17 protein-coding genes are annotated in these 16,785 nt (G+C 64.7%); 12 read left to right on the plus strand and 5 right to left on the minus strand.

Going from position 1 to position 16,785, the window contains the following annotated elements:
- Window positions 1-82: 82 nt before the first annotated feature.
- Window positions 83-511 (minus strand): thioredoxin family protein, encoded by a 429-nt coding sequence (locus Q0S71_RS14830; RefSeq protein WP_295997089.1) that lies wholly within the window; start codon window positions 509-511, stop codon window positions 83-85.
- A 128-nt stretch (window positions 512-639) separates the two neighbouring features.
- Between Q0S71_RS14830 and tsaB the strand changes: the two genes are divergently transcribed.
- Genes tsaB through Q0S71_RS14850 form a run of 4 tightly spaced genes read left to right on the plus strand, consistent with a single transcriptional unit; the run spans window position 640 to window position 3,884 of the window.
- Complete coding sequence (gene tsaB, locus Q0S71_RS14835) at window positions 640-1,350, plus strand: tRNA (adenosine(37)-N6)-threonylcarbamoyltransferase complex dimerization subunit type 1 TsaB (protein WP_295997091.1); 711 nt, start codon at window positions 640-642, stop codon at window positions 1,348-1,350.
- Window positions 1,350-1,820, plus strand: coding sequence for a ribosomal protein S18-alanine N-acetyltransferase (rimI, locus tag Q0S71_RS14840; protein ID WP_295997138.1), 471 nt, complete (start codon window positions 1,350-1,352; stop codon window positions 1,818-1,820). Before tsaB ends, rimI begins: the two co-directional genes overlap by 1 nt.
- Window positions 1,817-2,899 (plus strand): uracil-DNA glycosylase, encoded by a 1,083-nt coding sequence (locus tag Q0S71_RS14845; protein ID WP_295997093.1) that lies wholly within the window; start codon window positions 1,817-1,819, stop codon window positions 2,897-2,899. The genes rimI and Q0S71_RS14845 overlap by 4 nt, the downstream gene beginning before the upstream one ends.
- Window positions 2,883-3,884: a DUF1853 family protein gene (locus Q0S71_RS14850; RefSeq protein ID WP_295997096.1), complete on the plus strand. Its 1,002-nt coding sequence runs from the start codon at window positions 2,883-2,885 to the stop codon at window positions 3,882-3,884. Before Q0S71_RS14845 ends, Q0S71_RS14850 begins: the two co-directional genes overlap by 17 nt.
- Before the next feature lie 13 nt (window positions 3,885-3,897).
- Here Q0S71_RS14850 and lplT read toward each other — a convergent pair whose 3' ends face one another.
- A complete protein-coding gene (gene lplT / locus Q0S71_RS14855; protein WP_295997100.1) occupies window positions 3,898-5,160 on the minus strand; it encodes a lysophospholipid transporter LplT in 1,263 nt (420 codons plus the stop codon).
- Between the two features lie 217 nt (window positions 5,161-5,377).
- Between lplT and Q0S71_RS14860 the strand changes: the two genes are divergently transcribed.
- The 7 genes from Q0S71_RS14860 (at window position 5,378) to Q0S71_RS14890 (ending at window position 12,396) form a co-directional block, all read left to right on the plus strand.
- A complete protein-coding gene (locus tag Q0S71_RS14860; protein WP_295997102.1) occupies window positions 5,378-6,175 on the plus strand; it encodes a hypothetical protein in 798 nt (265 codons plus the stop codon).
- A gap of 5 nt (window positions 6,176-6,180) precedes the next feature.
- Window positions 6,181-6,561 carry a hypothetical protein gene (locus tag Q0S71_RS14865; RefSeq protein ID WP_295997105.1) on the plus strand — a complete coding sequence of 127 codons (381 nt, stop codon included), beginning with the start codon at window positions 6,181-6,183 and terminating at the stop codon, window positions 6,559-6,561.
- A gap of 95 nt (window positions 6,562-6,656) precedes the next feature.
- Entirely contained in the window at window positions 6,657-7,757 is a 1,101-nt protein-coding gene (gene alr / locus Q0S71_RS14870) for an alanine racemase (RefSeq protein WP_295997107.1), read from the plus strand.
- 2 nt (window positions 7,758-7,759) lie between these two features.
- Window positions 7,760-9,136: a DNA repair protein RadA gene (radA, locus tag Q0S71_RS14875; RefSeq protein WP_295997110.1), complete on the plus strand. Its 1,377-nt coding sequence runs from the start codon at window positions 7,760-7,762 to the stop codon at window positions 9,134-9,136.
- Window positions 9,137-9,267: 131 nt separating this feature from the next.
- Complete coding sequence (locus Q0S71_RS14880; RefSeq protein WP_295997114.1) at window positions 9,268-9,588, plus strand: PilZ domain-containing protein; 321 nt, start codon at window positions 9,268-9,270, stop codon at window positions 9,586-9,588.
- Between the two features lie 204 nt (window positions 9,589-9,792).
- Window positions 9,793-11,172: a flagellar filament capping protein FliD gene (gene fliD / locus Q0S71_RS14885; RefSeq protein ID WP_295997118.1), complete on the plus strand. Its 1,380-nt coding sequence runs from the start codon at window positions 9,793-9,795 to the stop codon at window positions 11,170-11,172.
- A 162-nt stretch (window positions 11,173-11,334) separates the two neighbouring features.
- Window positions 11,335-12,396: an extracellular solute-binding protein gene (locus Q0S71_RS14890; protein WP_295997141.1), complete on the plus strand. Its 1,062-nt coding sequence runs from the start codon at window positions 11,335-11,337 to the stop codon at window positions 12,394-12,396.
- Window positions 12,397-12,549: 153 nt separating this feature from the next.
- Here Q0S71_RS14890 and Q0S71_RS14895 read toward each other — a convergent pair whose 3' ends face one another.
- The 3 genes from Q0S71_RS14895 to ppk1 form a co-directional block, all read right to left on the minus strand.
- Window positions 12,550-12,672 (minus strand): hypothetical protein, encoded by a 123-nt coding sequence (locus tag Q0S71_RS14895; RefSeq protein WP_295997125.1) that lies wholly within the window; start codon window positions 12,670-12,672, stop codon window positions 12,550-12,552.
- Between the two features lie 103 nt (window positions 12,673-12,775).
- On the minus strand, window positions 12,776-13,243 hold the full coding sequence (gene sixA / locus Q0S71_RS14900) for a phosphohistidine phosphatase SixA (RefSeq protein ID WP_295997128.1): 468 nt from the start codon (window positions 13,241-13,243) through the stop codon (window positions 12,776-12,778).
- Window positions 13,244-13,277: 34 nt separating this feature from the next.
- Complete coding sequence (gene ppk1 / locus Q0S71_RS14905) at window positions 13,278-15,374, minus strand: polyphosphate kinase 1 (RefSeq protein WP_295997131.1); 2,097 nt, start codon at window positions 15,372-15,374, stop codon at window positions 13,278-13,280.
- Between the two features lie 296 nt (window positions 15,375-15,670).
- Here ppk1 and pstS point away from each other — a divergent pair, with 296 nt between their 5' ends.
- Window positions 15,671-16,714, plus strand: a complete 1,044-nt coding sequence (gene pstS, locus Q0S71_RS14910; RefSeq protein WP_295997133.1) for a phosphate ABC transporter substrate-binding protein PstS — start codon at window positions 15,671-15,673, stop codon at window positions 16,712-16,714.
- The last annotated feature ends 71 nt before the right edge of the window (window positions 16,715-16,785 follow it).

A 16,785-nucleotide genomic window follows, 5' to 3' on the forward strand; every position in this document is an offset into this window, starting at 1 on the left:
TTCGAGAGGGGCATTCGAAACCGTGGCCTGACCCCGGTTTAGTTTGCCGCCGCGCCGCTAGCGCAGCGTATCGGCGCAGGTATCAGATGAGCGCCGCGCGCAGCAGCGTGCGCAGATTGCAGTCGCGCTGCCACTGGCGGCGCTCCTCGCTGCTGTCGGCCAGCGCAGCCAGTTCCGCTTCGCTCTGTGCCGACTGCGCCTGGATCAAGCGGTGCGCGATGCCGGCGTCCGGCAGCATGGTGCCGAAAAACGCCACCCGCTCGTGATGCTGGATCAGCAGCGTGGGAAAATTTTCGACGTCCAGGTCGCCGACGACATCGGCGTGATCCTCGATATCGATCCAGATGAAAAATTTGTCGGGATGGCGAGCGGCCAGTTCGTCGAACGTCGCGCGATAGGTGCCGCAGGTGCCGCACCAGGCCGCGCACAGGCAGGCCACCACCCAGCGGTCGCCGGCCAGCGCGGCGGCCACGTCGCCGCGGTTGTCCGGATTCAGGGTCAGGCTGTGCATGTCTTTTCTTTATCTGCGGGCGCGGGGCGCCAATCGGGCATATTCTACAGCCTGTCGGGCGGCCCCGCTTGTGGCCCCGTGATGGCCGCCCTTGTGGCCGATGCCGCGGCGCCGGGTTAAAATACCGGATGTCTACCATACTCGCCATTGAAACCTCCTCCGAAACCGCGTCCTGCGCGCTGCTGCACGGCGACGCCGTCTTCGCGCGCGAGTCGTCCGGCGTGCGCACCCATTCACAATCGATACTGCCGATGATCCAGCAGGTGCTGGCGCAGGCCGGCATCGCGCTCAAGGATTGCGACGCCATCGCCTACGGTTCCGGCCCCGGTTCCTTCACCGGCGTGCGCACCGCCTGCGGCATCGCGCAGGGACTGGCCTTCGGCGCCGGTTTGCCGGTGGTGCCGGTGGTGACGCTGGACGCGATGGCGCTGGCCTGCCATCAGCAGTTCGGCGCCGGCGAGATCCTGGCGGTGCTCGATGCGCGCATGGGCGAAGTGTATTGGGCCCAATACCGTTACGACGGCGCGTGGACGGCCGTGGTGGGGCCGACGCTGTCGGCGCCGCACGATGTGCAGCCGCACGGCGCGGTCAGCGCCTGCGGCAACGGCTTGGCGGCGTATGCGGAAGCGTTCGCGGGCCGCGCGTTCGCGGCCACGGCGCACGCCGGCGTGATGCCGCACGCGACCCAGGTCGCGCAGTTGGCGCGCATCGCCCACGCCGCCGGCGCGACCGTGTCGGCGGCCGACGCGCAGCCGCTGTACCTGCGTAATAAAATCGCCTACACCAGCGCCGAGCGCCGCGACATCCAGGCTGCGAAGGCGGCCGAGGCGGGCGCGTGATGGCGGCGGTCTGGGATCTGGCCCGGCTCAATTACGAGCCGATGCGGCAGGCCGACATCGAGGGCGTGCTGGCGCTGGAGTTGACGGTGTATCCGCATCCGTGGAGCCGCGCCAATTTCCTCGATTCCCTCGCCAGCGGCTATCAGGCGTGGATATTGCGCGACCACGCCGGCGAATTATTGGGCTATTTTCTGCTGATGGCGATCGTCGACGAGGCCCATTTGCTGAACGTCGCGGTGTCGGCCGAACGCCAGGGCCAGGGGCTGGGACGCTTTTTGCTGAATCAGGCCGTGGCCTGCGCGCGCGGCCTGGGCATGGAATCGGTGCTGCTGGAAGTGCGGCCGTCGAACACGCGCGCGCTGGAGATTTATGAACGTTATGGTTTTGCGCGGATCGGCCTGCGCAAAGGATATTACCCCGCCGCGTATCAGCAACGTGAAGATGCCATTGTGATGAGGTTGGGACTATGAGTCGGATGGCGGGCCGCAGCGCGGCGTTCCTGGCGGAGATGGGCGTGGGCGCGCACTGGACCTTGCGCCACGCGCAGTTGTCGCAGGTCGATGCGGTCGAGGAGGAGGCGCTGGCCGAACCGCAGGTGGCACCGCAGCCGGAGCCGGTTGCGGCAGTCGCCGCCGCGCCGCGCGCCGCCGTGACGGACGACGCTTTCGCCGCCGCGCTGGCCGATGCCGTCGCGCCCGCGCAAGCCGGCCAGCCGTCGCAGCGCGCTGTCGAAGCCAGAGCCGAAGTCAAACTTGGAGCCGCCTCCGAAGCCGAAGCTGCCGCCGAAGTCGATGCCGATGCGGGCGCCTACCCGCACCTCGCTTCCCGCGTTGATGCCGCCGTAGCCCATGTCACACCGCCGCCGCCGCAGGGCAGCGCCGCCGACAGCGCCGACAATTCCGCCTACGTCGCCGGCGACGACTCCAACTCCTGGTTCGACGACGCGCCGACGCCGGCGCGGCCGGTTCCGGTGTCGGCGGAAACCATCGCGATGATGGACTGGGCCGCTTTGAAAACTTCCATCGCCACCTGCACCCGCTGCGACCTGTGCGCGACGCGGCGCGGCGTGGTGCCGGGCCGGGGCGCGGCCGACGCGCAGTGGATCGCGCTCGGCGCCGGACCGACCCGTCTCGACGAAAAGGAAAACCGCGCCATCACCGGCGACGCCGGCCAGCTGCTGGACAATATGCTGAAAGCGATCGGCCTGACGACGGAGGCCGATGTCTACGTCACCCATCTGGTCAAGTGCCGCCCGTCGCATCCGGACGGCAGCGACCGCGCGCCGACGCCCGATGAAGTGACGGCCTGCGCGCCGTATCTGGAGCGCGAACTGGCGCTGACCGGCGCGGCGATGATCGTCACCTTCGGCCAGGCGGCCGTGCGCCGCCTGCTGGGCGCCACCGCCGCGCGCGGCAAGGTGCTGCGCCACGGCGCGCTGCCGGTGGTGGCGACCTACCATCCCGACGACTTGCTGCGCCGGCCGGAAGACAAGGCCAAGGCCTGGGGCGATCTGTGTCTGGCGCGGGCGGCGCGTGACGGCGGCGCCTGACAACTATCAGGCGCAGTTCGAGCGCCGCTGGGGCCACCTGACGCGGCCCCACGTGCGCGCGCTGGCATGGCTGCTCGATGCGCCCGATTTGCTCGATCCACACTGGCCGCAATGGCGGGGGCGCATCGCCACGCTGGGCCATGTTCCGGCGGCGACGGCCGGCTGGCTGCTCGCCCTGGAACGCGATCCGGTGGCGCTCGACGCGGCGCTGGGGGCGCGCGTCCAAACACGCCTCGGCCTGTACGCCGAAAAACTGATGGCGTTTTATTTCGCGCAGCACGGCACGCTGGTGGCGCACGGCTTGCAGGTGCGCGCCAGCCGCAACGACACCGTCGGCGAATTCGACTTCCTGCTGCGCGACCACGGCTTGCTGCTGCACTGGGAACTGGCGACCAAGTTTTATCTGCTCGATTGCGGCGAACATCGCGTGGCCGACGATGGCCGCTTCAATTGCCTGATCGGCCCCAACCTGGCCGACACGCTGGGCGCCAAGATGCGCAAGATATTGGACAAGCAGCTGGCGCTGGCCGGCCATCCCGCCGCGCAGCCGCTGCTGCCGCAGCCGGTCGACCGCGCGCAGGCGCTGGTCAAGGGCTGGCTGTTTTATCCGCTCGATGGCGGCGACGGCGCGGCGACCATGCCGCTGTCAACGCCATCGATCGCCGGCATATCGGCGCTGCACTGCCACGGTTTTTGGGGTGCGCTGGCGCAGCTGCGTGAGCGCGCCGGCGAGCGTTACATCATCATGCCGCGCCTGCACTGGCTGGCGCCGTTGAAGGCGCCGCTGGACACGCCCGCGCTGACGCACAGCGAATTGCTGGCCCTGTTGCGCGATCAGTTCGGCGATGCGCCGGCGCCGGTGATGGTGGCGGCCGTGGCCGAGCAGGGAGCTTGGCTGGTGGAGCGGCGCCGCGGTTTCATCGTGCCGGACGACTGGCGCGCGCAGGCCGCCACGCGCCGGCTGTCGGGACAGCTGCCGTCCTGAAGGGGCGCCGCCGTCAGTGCTTCATCTCGCCGATCAGGGACAGCGAATCGTGTTCCTTCTGATTGGCGGCGTGCTTGCGCATGATGAAGAACATGGTGCCGGCGACGAACAGGCCGAACAGCACGATGATGACGTCCAGGTTCAGGTGGGCGCGCAGCATGACCGAGTAGACGGCCAGCATGGTCAGGATGGACAGGTTTTCGTTGAAATTCTGCACCGCGATCGAATGGCCTGCGCTCATCAGCACGTGGCCGCGGTGTTGCAGCAGGGCGTTCATCGGCACCAGGAAGAAGCCCGACAGCAGGCCCACTACCACCAGCAGCGGCGCGGCCAGATAGACGGAATGAACCAGCGTCATGCCCATGACGATGACGCCCATGGCGATGCCGAGCGGGATCACGCTGAGCGACTTGCGCAGCGAAATGAAGCAGGCCGACAGCACCGCGCCGATGGCGACGCCGACGGCGACCACGCCGACCAGGCTGGTCGCCTTGTCATACGGCAGTTGCAGCGACTTCTTGGCCCATTCCAGCACGATGAATTGCAGCGTCTGCGCGGCGCCCCAGAACAGCGTGGTGACGGCCAGCGAAATCTGGCCCAGCTTGTCTTTCCACAGCATCGAGTAGCAGTTGGCGAAGTCGGTGATGAGCTTGATCGGATTGTGTTCCTGGTGCGCGTACTGGTAGCCCGTTTCCGGGATGCGCAGGTTGAACAGCGCGGCCAGCACATAGATGCCGATGACCACGCACAACGCCGCCTCGGTCGGCGTGTCGATGCCGGTGTCGACCAGCGGCACGTCGAAGCCGAGCAGGAAGGCCGAGGCCTTGGCGCTGACGATGGTGCCGCCCAGCACGGTGCCGAAGATGATGGAGGCCACCGTCAAGCCTTCGATCCAGGCGTTGGCCGCGACCAGTTTTTCCGGCGGCAGCAATTCCGTCAGGATGCCGTATTTGGCGGGCGAATACACGGCCGCGCCGAAACCGACGATGGCGTACGACAACAGGGGATGGACGTGGAAGAAGATCAGCGAACAACCGAGTATCTTGATGAGGTTGGCGATGAACATGACCCGGCCTTTGGGGAAGGCATCGGCGAACGCGCCGACAAATGCGGCCAACAGCACGTAAAACAATACAAAAGACAGCTTCAGCAGCGGAGTGATCCACGCCGGCGATTTCATCGTCACCAATAAATCGATCGCTACGAACAGCAGCGCCGCGTCCGCGAGGGACGAAAAAAACTGCGCAGCCATAATGGTATAGAAACCACGTTTCATACGGAGGAGCCTGAAAACATATCTGGCTTGCTTTATACCACAAAGACGTGGCAATCCCAATTGCAACGGGTGTTGACGACGGGTTCTGATTTCCTTAAGGGATAGGCCGCAGTCTTGCCATGGCTCGTACGGCGCTCCGATTTCATCGACTCCGGCGCCGGCGCGCTGAGCGCTGGAGTGCTGATGGCGCTTGGTCATTCTGATGTAAAATCAGCCGATGGCCCCCACTCCAAAACTTGTCTCACATGACATCACTGAAAAGCTCAACGCGATTTTCAGAGGCGGAAAATATGTGGACAAAAATTCCCTGCTTTGGGCCCAGATCAAAAGGGATTGCGACAAGATAATGCGGGACGACCCGGCTGAATGCTGGAGTTCGCTGGGAAACTTGCACGCCGCCGCCGGTGATGTTGACGAAATGCGCAATTGCTACAGCAAAGCTTTGCGCATTAATAACGATCAAGCTTACGTCACAAATTTACTGATTCACTTGGAGAATTTGGGCTTTTACTCGGAAGCTCTGGGCTATTATCGCGATATCGGCGGCCCGTCTCTCGGACACTTCACGGAGAGGTATCGTTACGGAGTGGCCGCTGGAGCGTTTCAGGCCATGGTCCAATTTATCGACGCGGCCAAGAAGATGGAGATGGATATGACTGGCCTCGATATCGATATCCAACTGGAGGCCGCTGCGTTGCTTCATGTCCATGGAATTTCGGATGAGGAGGTTGCAAGGCATTTGGATGCGGCCGGGCTCGTAATGCGGCGGCATCGGATTTTCTGCTATGGCATTCCCGAAGTCCGGGCCACTGCTATCGACGGCGAATTTTCAGGCGTGAGTATTGTGTTCCGCGTTCCCGGAAGCAGGCTTGATGTGCTTGCATTGAACGCCGCGCTGGCCGAACAGGAGGGCGCCGTGGGAATTGCGGGCAGGGGAATTTTTAACGTCATGTTCCTACCTGATACAAACACAACGTTGGACCTCAGTCCGCGTGAGCGCCGGGAAGTGGCATGAGTTGCATGCCGCACGACTTGCTGAACGCGGCGCAGGAAATCGCAGCGATTGCGAAAGCCGAAAATACCTATCGTGCCGTTGTGAACCGATCTTATTATGCAAGTTACCATGCCAGCATCGAGTTCAGGAATGCGCTTCCGAAAATAGGATCGGTTGGTGGCGCGCGCGGAGTGCACGAGCAGTTGATCGCACTTCTGTTGAATCCGCATCGGAAGTTGACGGGCGGACGTATCATCAAGTCCAAGACGGTCGGCAAGTATTTAAGGCAGCTTTGCGACCTTCGCGCCAATGCGGACTATCATTTGAACCTGTCTGTGGGCGAAGATGTCATGCGTGACGCAGTGACGCTGGCCCAGTCGATTTTTGACGAAATTTACGGCGCCTAGGTTGTCGGCATCGTTGTCGCCTTCATTTATTCATGCCAGTTTAATTCCTATCCCCGGTAAAATACGGCCTTCGCTCATCACGCTTTCTTTCCACTATGCCACGGCCGATAGTCGCAACCATCCACCTCGATTCCATGCAGCATAATCTGGCGCGCGCCAAGGCTTGCGCGCCGCAGGCGCGGGCCTGGGGCGTGGTCAAGGCCAATGCCTACGGCCACGGCCTGGAGCGGGCGCTGCGCGGTTTCGCCGCCGCCGACGGCCTGGCGCTGGTCGAGTTCGACAACGCCGTGCGCTTGCGCGAGCTCGGCTGGACCAAGCCCATCCTGCTGCTCGAAGGCTTCTTCGATCCGTCCGACCTGGAACTGATGGTGCGGCACCGCTTCAACGGCGCCGTCCACTGCGTCGAGCAGATCGAGTGGCTGGAAGCGGCGCAGCGCGCCGGCCGGCTGACGGCGCCGCTCGACCTGCACCTGAAAATGAACACCGGCATGAACCGGCTCGGCTTCACGCCGGCCGCCTACGGCGCCGCCCACGCGCGCCTGCGCGCGCTGGCCGGCGTGGGCGAGATCACGTTGATGACGCACTTCGCCAACGCCGACGACGCCGCCCACCCGCGCCTGCCAATGCGCGAGCAGCTGCGCCGCTTCCACGCGGCCACGGCCGGCTTGCCGGGGCCGCGCAGCCTGTCGAATTCGGCCGGCATCTTCCGCCAGGCCGAGTTCGGCGATCAGTTGGGCAACGACTGGGTCCGTCCCGGCATCATGTTGTACGGCGGCACGCCGGGCGGCAAGAGCGCGGCCGACTTCGGCCTGTTGCCGACGATGACCTTGACGAGCGAGATCATCGGCGTGCAGCAGATCGCCGTCGGCGACGCGGTCGGCTACGGCAGCCGCTTCGAGGCCGACGGTCCGATGCGGGTCGGCGTGGTCGCCTGCGGTTACGCCGACGGCTATCCGCGCCACGCGCCGCTGGGCACGCCGGTGCTGGTCGACGGCGTGCGCACGCGGCTGGTCGGGCGCGTGTCGATGGACATGATTACGGTGGACTTGACGGCGCTGCCGCAGGCGCGCGTCGGCAGCAAGGTGACGCTGTGGGGCCGGGGCTTGCCGATCGACGACGTGGCCGAGGCGGCCGGCACCATCGGCTATGAGCTGATGTGTGCGCTGGCGCCGCGCGTGCCCGTGGTCGAAGGCTGACCATGGCCAAGGCGAAAACCAATTACACCTGCAGCGATTGCGGCGGCATCAGCAACAAGTGGACCGGCCAGTGCGGCGCCTGCCAGCAGTGGAACACGATGGTCGAGACCGTCGTCGAGACGGCCGGCGTCAACCGCCTGTCGCAGCCGCAGCATTTGTCGCTGGCGCAGACGGCGCCGGTGCTGTCGCTGGCCGACATCGACGCGCTCGACGTGCCGCGCTTCGGCACCGGCATCGAGGAATTCGACCGCGTGCTGGGCGGCGGCCTGGTGGCCGGCGGCGTGGTGCTGATAGGCGGCGACCCCGGCATCGGCAAGTCGACCCTGCTGTTGCAGGCGCTGGCCAATCTGTCGCAGGCCAAGAGCGTGCTCTACGTCAGCGGCGAGGAGTCGGGCGCCCAGATCGCGCTGCGCGCCAAGCGCCTGGCCATCGACGCCCGCGACCTGAAATTGCAGGCCGAGATACAGCTGGAAAAAATCCTCGCCACGCTGGCCGACGTCAAGCCGCAGGTGGCCGTCATCGATTCGATCCAGACCGTGTATTCGGACGCGCTCAGTTCGGCGCCCGGCTCGGTGGCCCAGGTGCGCGAATGCGCGGCCCAGCTGACCCGCGTGGCCAAGCAGACCGGCATCACCATCATCCTGGTCGGCCACGTGACGAAGGAGGGCGCGCTGGCCGGGCCGCGCGTGCTCGAACACATCGTCGACACCGTGCTCTATTTCGAGGGCGACAACCATTCCAGCTTCCGGCTGGTGCGGGCGATCAAGAATCGTTTCGGCGCCATCAATGAAATCGGCGTGTTCGCGATGACGGAAAAGGGGCTGAAGGGTGTGTCGAACCCGTCGGCGCTGTTCCTGTCGCAGCACGACAACCAGGTGCCGGGTTCGTGCGTGATGGTGACGCAGGAGGGCACGCGCCCGCTGCTGGTCGAGATCCAGGCCCTGGTCGATGCCAGCCACCTGCCGAACGCGCGCCGGCTCTCGGTCGGCCTGGAGCAGAACCGGCTGGCGATGTTGCTGGCCGTGCTGCACCGCCACGCCGGCATCGCCGCCTTCGACCAGGATGTGTTCATCAACGCCGTCGGCGGCGTCAAGATCACCGAGCCGGCCGCCGACCTGGCGGTGCTGCTGGCGATCAACTCGTCGATGCGCAACAAGCCCTTGCCGCGCGGCTTCGTGGTGTTCGGCGAAGTCGGCCTGGCCGGCGAAATCCGCCCGGCGCCGCGCGGCCAGGAACGCTTGCGCGAAGCGGCCAAGCTGGGCTTTTCGATCGCGATGATACCGAAGGCCAACGCGCCCAAGCACGCCATCGAGGGCATGACCATCATCGCCGTCGAGCGCATCGACGACGCCTTCAACAAATTGCGCGAGCATGAGTAAAGCTGGCGCTTGATCCACATCAAAGCTCATTGCCATGTAGAATTATAAAGTGGCCGAGCCGTGCGTAGTCGCGGCGGGCCGGGCTTCGGGCAGCGCCTGTTTTTTTCATGTAATCAGTATCGGAATAGAAATTGTTAGTAGATCAAAGGCAAACCACCCGCAAGATCATGCGGGCCAAGGCAATGGTGGTGATGGATGGCATGTCACCCCTTCCGGGACGCACCCTCGATATCAGCTTGACCGGCCTGTCTTTAACGCTGGGCAACAAGCTGCCGATCGGCCAGGCCGGCCATGTGTCGTTTGAGCTGTTCCTCGATGGCAAGGCGCAAATCATCACTTGCCGCAGCAACGTCAGCTACTGCATCTTCAGCGGCGACGATTTCAAGATCGGCTTCCAGTTCGTCAATCTGGAATTGTCGGTATTGACGACCATAACCAAGTTCCTGCGGTAGATACACTTCACAGACTGTGCGGGCGGCGAACAGGGCGGCGAATAGGGCGGAAAACACCGCGCTGTTCGCCGTTTTCATTTGTGGCGCACCCAGCATAATGGGCGCTGTCAGCGTTGTGGCCGTCCCGCCTGTGGGCGCGCTTCGACTCTGGCGCGTCCAGGCTGCCGGTGTCGGCAGCGGCGTTTTCTGAGGATGGGACCCAGCATGACTACAACTTCGACCGTGGGCACGGCGGGCGCTAATAGCAATAGCGCCACTTCCTCCACCTCGGCCGCCTCGGCCGCCGTCTACGCCCGCGTGCAAAAGGTGATGTCGTCGCAGAACGCGGCGGCCGCCAAGCTCAACGCGGCGCTGACCAACGACCAGACCAAGCTGTCCGGCCTGGGCCAGTTGCAGAGCGCGCTGGCCACCTACCAGGCGGTGGCGCAAAGCCTGGTCGGCGGCGGCTTGAACGCGATCACCTTCCCGCCCGGCACGGCCACGGCCAGCAGCGACAAAACGGCCCAGGCCGCCACCTATGCGCTCAACGTCCAGCAGCTGGCGCAGGGACAATTGCTGACCAGCGCAGGCGTGCCGTCCGAAACGGCCCCCATCGGCAGCGACGCGGCCACCACCATCACCGTCGATTACGGCAGCACCGACGGCGGCGCGTTCACGCCCAACAGCGCCGCCAAGTCGCAGACCATCACCATCGACAGCAGCAACAACACGCCGGACGGCATCGCCGCCGCCCTGCAGCAGGCCGGCATCAACGCCAAGGTGGTGCCGAACGCCGACGGCAGCTTCGCGCTGGCGATCTCCGGCCCCAGCGGCGCGGCCAACAGCATGCGCATCGGCGTCAGCGGCGACGCCGCCGTCGGCAAGCTGCTGGCCTACGATCCGGCCGGCGCCCAGAGCATGACCCAGACCAGCGCCGCGCAGGACGCCAAGCTGACCGTGGGCGGCGTGGCCGTCACCAGCGCCACCAACACCGTCACCGGCGCCATCGGCGGCGTCACCCTGAATTTGACGGCGGTCGGCAAGACCAGCTTGTCGGTCGCGCCCAGCGCCACCCAGGTCAGCGCCAACGTCAACGCCTTCGTCAGCGCCTACAACGCCCTGAACAGCAAGTTGCAGACCTTGCAGGCGGCCGGCCTGGGCAACGATCCGGCCGTCAAGCAGGTCGGCAACCAGATCGCCCAGCTGCTCAAGACCGGCGGCAGCAGCAGCAGCGCGATCACGGCGCTGAAGGCGGCCGGCGTGACCCAGGACAGCAACGGCAATCTGCAAGTGGACGCCACCAAGCTGGCGGCGGCCGCCAACGCCAATCCGAGCGCGCTCAACCAGCTGGTCAGCAACAGCAAGGGCACGGGCCTGGCCGACCAGCTGGGCACGCTGGCCACGGGCTTTTCCTCTGCCAACGGCGTCATCACGCGCGAAACGGCCAGCACCAAGATCGACCTCAACAACGTCACCAACAAGCGCAGCGTGCTGACCACGGCGCTGACGGCGCAGGCCAACGCCCTGGTGGCGTTGTACACGGCCCAGGCGCAAGCGGGCGACGGCAGCGGCGGCGGCGCATCGTCGCTGTGGGATATGCTGTAAACCGCCGACGCGGCCGGCCTTGCCAAGCCGGCCACAATGCCCGATCATCACGTCCTTGTGGCGGTTTTCGATTATCGAGGAGGCGGGATGATGGCAAGTAAGATGGTTGGTAAGAAGTGGGCCAAAGCGGCGGCCAGGGCGGCCCTGGGACTGGGTCTGACTATGGCGCTGGCCGGCGGCGCCCGCGCGCAAGAGGAAAAAGTCCTCAACATCTACAACTGGTCGGACTACATCGCCGACGACACGGTCAAGAACTTCGAGAAGGAAACGGGCATCAAGGTCCGTTACGACGTTTTCGACAACAACGAAATCCTCAATTCCAAGCTGGTGGCCGGCAAGTCGGGCTACGACATCGTGGTGCCGACGGCCCAGTGGGCGCGCCTGCAAATCGACGGCAAGCTGCTGCGCAAGCTCGACAAGAGCAAGATCCCCAACCTGGCCAATCTCGACCCCGCGATCCAGTCCAAGCTGGCCCGCATCGATCCGAGCAACGACTATCTGGTCGACTGGCTGTGGGGTTACACCACCGTCGGCATCAACGTCGCCAAGGTCAAGGCCGCGCTGGGCGCCATGCCGATGCCGGACAACGCCTGGGACTTGATCTTCAATCCCAAGTACGCGGCCAAGCTGAAGTCGTGCGGCGTATCCTTCCTCGACTCGCCGTCGGAAGTGCTGCCGGCCGCGCTGATCTACCTCGGCAAGCCGGCCTATTCGACGGTGCCGGCCGACTATGCCGACGCCGGCAAGCTGCTGCAATCGATCCGTCCCTACGTGACGCTGTTCAGTTCGTCCGGCTATATCAACGACATGGCCAACGGCGCCGTCTGCGTGGCGCTGGGCTGGTCGGGCGACATCAACATCGCCCGCCAGCGCGCCATCGAGGCCAGGAACGGCAATGTGATCGAAGTGCTGGTGCCGAAGACGTCGGCGGCGCTGGTGTTCGACACGATGGCGATCCCGGCCGACGCGCCGCATCCGGGCAACGCCATGCTGTGGATGAATTATATTTTGCGTCCGGAGGTGCAGGCCGGCCTGACCAACAAGGTGTTTTATGCCAATCCCAACGTGGCGGGCATGAAGTTCGTGCGCAAGGACATCGCCGCCAACAAGACCGTGTTCCTGTCCGACGCCGACAAGCAGCGCATGGCCGCGCCGGAAGCGGTGCCGGCCGACATCCGCCGCCTGATAACGCGCGACTACACCAGGTTCAAGACGGGGATGTGAGGGGTGAGCGGCCGGCGGCGGAGTTCGGGGGCGGACCGCGCTTGGGTCCGGCGGCCGAAGTCCGCGCCGGCGCCAGCGGGGTTTGACCCCGGTTCCTTGGCGGCGGCTGACCGCAGTCTTGACCCCGGTTCGCGCCGGCGTCAGTCTGAACAGTCAGGATTCTTCGTGGTAGCGGTCGATCAGCTTGCTGTTGCTGCCGCGGGTTTCCTGGATGATTTCGTAGATGATCATGGCGATCATGCCGCCGAAGATGGCGATGGTGAGCAGGTTGAACATGTTTTTTCAGCCGTCTTGTGGCGGCCGCTCCTTGGAGTTGGCACAAGTAAACTCTAGCAGATCGTTACTGCTTTGCAAGCTCATCCGTGCTTCAAGCAACACATTATTTGACGATCAGGTCCGACGCCATCACCGCCTTCAGGTAGACGCTGCCGGCGTCGCCCGGATCGCGCTGGGCGAACCACCAGGCGCTGGCCTTGCGCATGTCCCAGTCCAGCGGCTCGCCGGTCAGCAGCAGGGCGGCGGCCTGGCCCAGGGTCGGCTGGTGGCCGACGATGAGCACGCTCTCCCTGGCGCCCGGCCAGTTGGCCACCTTCAAGACATCTTCCGGTTCGGCGCCCGGCGCCAGGTGGGTGTGCAGCTTGAACTTGCGCCCCAGCGCCTCGGCCGTCTGCAGGGTGCGCACGGCGGGGCTGACCCAGATGCGGCAGCCTTCCGGCAGCTGGGAATCCAGCCACTGGCCCATGCGCCTGGCCTGCTTCTGTCCCTTCACCGTCAGCGCGCGTTCGAGGTCGGACAAGCCCGGCCCGGCATCTTCGGCTTCGGCATGACGCCACAATATCAGATCCATGCTGTTCTCCTGTCAGGCTGGTCGGGCGGGCGGGCTAGTCGACGGTCTCCGTGCTGGGCGTGCCCAGCAAGTGCATCAAGTACGGCTGGGCACCGAAGGCGGCCTGCTTGGCGCGCGGCTTGCGGCGCTGGTAATGGCCGTCCGCTTCCAGTTCCCAGGCATTCGTATTGTCCTTCAAATACGGGTTCAGGCCCTCGGCGATCACGCGCCGCTTCAAACTGCGGTCCAGCACCGGGAAGGCCACCTCGATGCGGCGGAACAGGTTGCGGCTCATCCAGTCCGCGCTGGCCAGCATCACGTCGTGCGCCAGGTCGTTGCGGAAATAATAGATGCGGCTGTGTTCCAGGAAGCGGCCGATGATGGAGCGCACCTTGATGTTTTCCGACAGCCCCGGCACGCCCGGTTTCAGCGTGCAGGCGCCGCGCACGATCAGGTCTATCTTCACGCCGTCGTTGGACGCGGCGTACAGCGCCCGTATCACCGATTCATCCACCAGCGCATTGATTTTAACAATAATGCGGCCCGGCCGTCCCGCGCGCGCGATGCGGGCCTCGTTGCGGATCGCCTTGATGATTTCGCTTTGCAGCGCGAACGGCGCCAGCCACAGGTGCGTCAGCTTGTGCGGCTTGGTCAGGCTGGTCAGGTGGATGAACACTTCGTTCACTTCCTGCGCCAGCGCCGGGTGGCTGGTCAGCAGGCCGAAGTCCGTGTACAGCTTGGTCGTGGTCGGGTGGTAGTTGCCGGTGCCGAGGTGGGCGTAGAAGCGCAGCGCGCCTTCTTCGCGCCGTATCACCAGCGCCACCTTGGCGTGGGTCTTCAGGCCGACCACGCCGTACACCACCTGGGCGCCGGCTTGTTCGAGGCGGTCGGCCCAGTTGATGTTGGCCTCCTCGTCGAAGCGCGCCTTGAGCTCGACGATGACGGTCACTTCCTTGCCCGAGCGCGCCGCCGCGATGAGGGCGTCCATCAAGTCCGAATTCATGCCGGTGCGGTAGATGGTTTGCTTGATGGCGACGACGGCCGGGTCGAGCGCGGCGCTGCGGATGAAGTCGATCACCGTCTGGAAGCTCTGGAACGGGTGGTGCAGCAGGATGTCGTGCTTTTTCAGCGTGGTGAAGATGTCGGCGTTGCCGGTCTTTTGCGCGACGCCGGGGAAGAAGGGCGCGAAGCGCAGGTGCGGCTGGTGGACGAAGTCGATCAGCTCGGTCAGCCGCACCAGGTTGACGGGGCCGTTGACGGCGTACAGGCGGCTCTGGTCGAGGCCGAACTGGTCGAGCAGGAACTGCGACAGCTCCGGCGGGCAGTTCTTGGCCACTTCCAGCCGCACCGAGGTGCCGAACTGGCGGCCCTGCAACTCGCCCTTGAGGGCCTGGCGCAGGTTCTTGACTTCATCCTCGTCGACCCACAGGTCGCTGTCGCGGGTGACGCGGAACTGCGAATAGGCGATCACTTCGCGCCCGGCGAACAGGTCGGAAATGTGGGCGTGGATGATGGATGACAGCAGGCAGAAGGAGATGCCGCCGTTCTTCGACAAATGGTCGGGCAGGCGGATCACGCGCGGCAGCACGCGCGGCGCCTTGACGATGGCGATCGCCGTGCCGCGGCCGAAGGCGTCCTTGCCCGACAGCGCGACGATGAAATTGAGCGACTTGTTGACCACCTGGGGGAAGGGGTGGGCCGGGTCGAGGCCGATGGGCGTGAGCAGCGGCCGCACTTCGTTCTCGAAATACTCCTTGACCCAGGCCCGCTGCGCCTCGTTGCGGTCGTTGTGCCGCACCAGGTGCACGCCGGCGGTGCGCAGCTGCGGCAGCACTTCGGTGTTGAGGATGTCGTACTGGTGGGCGACGAGGTCGTGGCACTCGTGGCTGATGCGCGCCAGCGTGGCCACCAGGGCCGGATGCTCGGACAGCGCGCCGTCGACGCTGGCGGCCGCCAGCAGGCTGGCCACGCGCACTTCGAAGAATTCGTCGAGGTTGCTGCTGGCGATGCACAGGTAGCGCAGGCGTTCGAGCAGGGGGATGCTTTTGTCTTCGGCCTGCGCCAGCACGCGCCGGTTGAATGTGAGCTGGGACAGTTCCCGGTCGAGGAAGATGGTGTGTTTGTTTGCGTCCGCTCGCAAGTCTGGCTTCATGGTCTTCTTAGTCTTGGCTGAGGGGTTGATTCTGCCTGTGAATTGCTGATACCGGCAACACAATAGTGTAATCGGCAAATATGACACGACCATGACATGGGGTGGGCAAACTCATGTCACAAAGCAATATCCGGCCGCTGGCATTTATGACGGAACAGCGTAATATGCGCTGTGTCATGCCTTTTCCCATAGGGGAAAGCACAAATATTGATTTTTATCCCAATGTCATAAACCTGTCATATTCGCCCGGTAGACTGCGCAGCATCCTAACCTGTCATAAAACCCAAGGACTTGATATGCGAATGAAACAGTTGTTGCTCTCCATCGTAGCTGGCGCGTCTGCCGTCATGGCATTCTCCTCCGCTTCGGCCGCCGACATGACCGGTGCCGGCTCGACCTTTATGTACCCGATCGCCGCCAAATGGGCTGAACTGTACAAGGCCAGCTCGGGCAACGGCCTGAACTACCAGTCCGTCGGTTCCGGCGCCGGCATCAAGCAAATCAAGGCCAAGACCGTCGACTTCGGCGCCTCCGACATGCCGCTCAAAGCGGAAGAGCTCGACGCCGAAGGCCTGATCCAGTTCCCGGCCATCATGGGCGGCGTGGTCACGGTCGTCAACCTCGACGGCGTCACCCCTGGCCAGCTCAAGCTGACCGGCGCCGTCATCGCCGACATCTACCTCGGTAAAGTCACCAAGTGGAACGCGCCGGAAATCGTCGCCCTGAACCCTGGCGTCAAGCTGGGCGACGAGGAAATCACCGTCGTGCACCGCGCCGACGGTTCGGGCACGTCCTTCCTGTTCACCGACTTCCTGTCGAAAACCAATGCCGACTTCAAAACCAAGATCGGCGCTGGCACGGCCGTGAAGTGGATCGTCGGCGTGGGCGGCAAGGGCAACGAAGGCGTCGCCGCCAACGTGCAGCGCATCAAGGGCGCCATCGGCTACGTCGAGTGGGCCTATGCCAAGAAAAACAAGATGTCGCACACACAGCTGAAGAACAAGGACGGCAACTTCATGCAGCCGGACGACGACTTCTTCAAGGCCGCCGCCGCCAACGCCGACTGGGCCAAGACCCCAGGCTTCGGCGTGGTGCTGACCGACCAGGCCGGCAAAAACGCCTGGCCTATCACCGGCGCGACCTTCATCCTGATGCACAAAGTGCAGGCCGATCCAGCCAAGGGCAAGGAAGTGCTGAAGTTCTTCGACTGGGCCTACAAGAACGGCGCCCCTGCAGCCACCGAGCTGGACTACGTTCCTATGCCGGCCGCCGTCATCAAGCTGGTGGAAGATGCATGGAAAGCCAATATCAAGGATGCTTCCGGTAAAGCCGTCTTCTAATCGGACCACTCCTCGGCCCGCGCAGCATGGCGGCCGAGGAGGCTAGCCTGCGCCGCTCGAAAGGGCGGCGC

The sequence above is a fragment of the Rugamonas sp. genome (assembly GCF_025354735.1).
Lineage (GTDB): Bacteria > Pseudomonadota > Gammaproteobacteria > Burkholderiales > Burkholderiaceae_D > Rugamonas.

Coding starts and splice junctions, on each gene's coding strand:
- Q0S71_RS14830 (WP_295997089.1), bottom strand. CDS start 511: ATGCACAGCCTGACCCTGAATCCGGACAACCGCGGCGACGTGGCCGCC.
- tsaB (WP_295997091.1), top strand. CDS start 640: ATGTCTACCATACTCGCCATTGAAACCTCCTCCGAAACCGCGTCCTGC.
- rimI (WP_295997138.1), top strand. CDS start 1,350: ATGGCGGCGGTCTGGGATCTGGCCCGGCTCAATTACGAGCCGATGCGG.
- Q0S71_RS14845 (WP_295997093.1), top strand. CDS start 1,817: ATGAGTCGGATGGCGGGCCGCAGCGCGGCGTTCCTGGCGGAGATGGGC.
- lplT (WP_295997100.1), bottom strand. CDS start 5,160: ATGAAACGTGGTTTCTATACCATTATGGCTGCGCAGTTTTTTTCGTCC.
- Q0S71_RS14860 (WP_295997102.1), top strand. CDS start 5,378: ATGGCCCCCACTCCAAAACTTGTCTCACATGACATCACTGAAAAGCTC.
- Q0S71_RS14865 (WP_295997105.1), top strand. CDS start 6,181: ATGCCGCACGACTTGCTGAACGCGGCGCAGGAAATCGCAGCGATTGCG.
- alr (WP_295997107.1), top strand. CDS start 6,657: ATGCCACGGCCGATAGTCGCAACCATCCACCTCGATTCCATGCAGCAT.
- radA (WP_295997110.1), top strand. CDS start 7,760: ATGGCCAAGGCGAAAACCAATTACACCTGCAGCGATTGCGGCGGCATC.
- fliD (WP_295997118.1), top strand. CDS start 9,793: ATGACTACAACTTCGACCGTGGGCACGGCGGGCGCTAATAGCAATAGC.
- Q0S71_RS14890 (WP_295997141.1), top strand. CDS start 11,335: ATGGCGCTGGCCGGCGGCGCCCGCGCGCAAGAGGAAAAAGTCCTCAAC.
- Q0S71_RS14895 (WP_295997125.1), bottom strand. CDS start 12,672: ATGTTCAACCTGCTCACCATCGCCATCTTCGGCGGCATGATCGCCATG.
- sixA (WP_295997128.1), bottom strand. CDS start 13,243: ATGGATCTGATATTGTGGCGTCATGCCGAAGCCGAAGATGCCGGGCCG.
- ppk1 (WP_295997131.1), bottom strand. CDS start 15,374: ATGAAGCCAGACTTGCGAGCGGACGCAAACAAACACACCATCTTCCTC.
- pstS (WP_295997133.1), top strand. CDS start 15,671: ATGCGAATGAAACAGTTGTTGCTCTCCATCGTAGCTGGCGCGTCTGCC.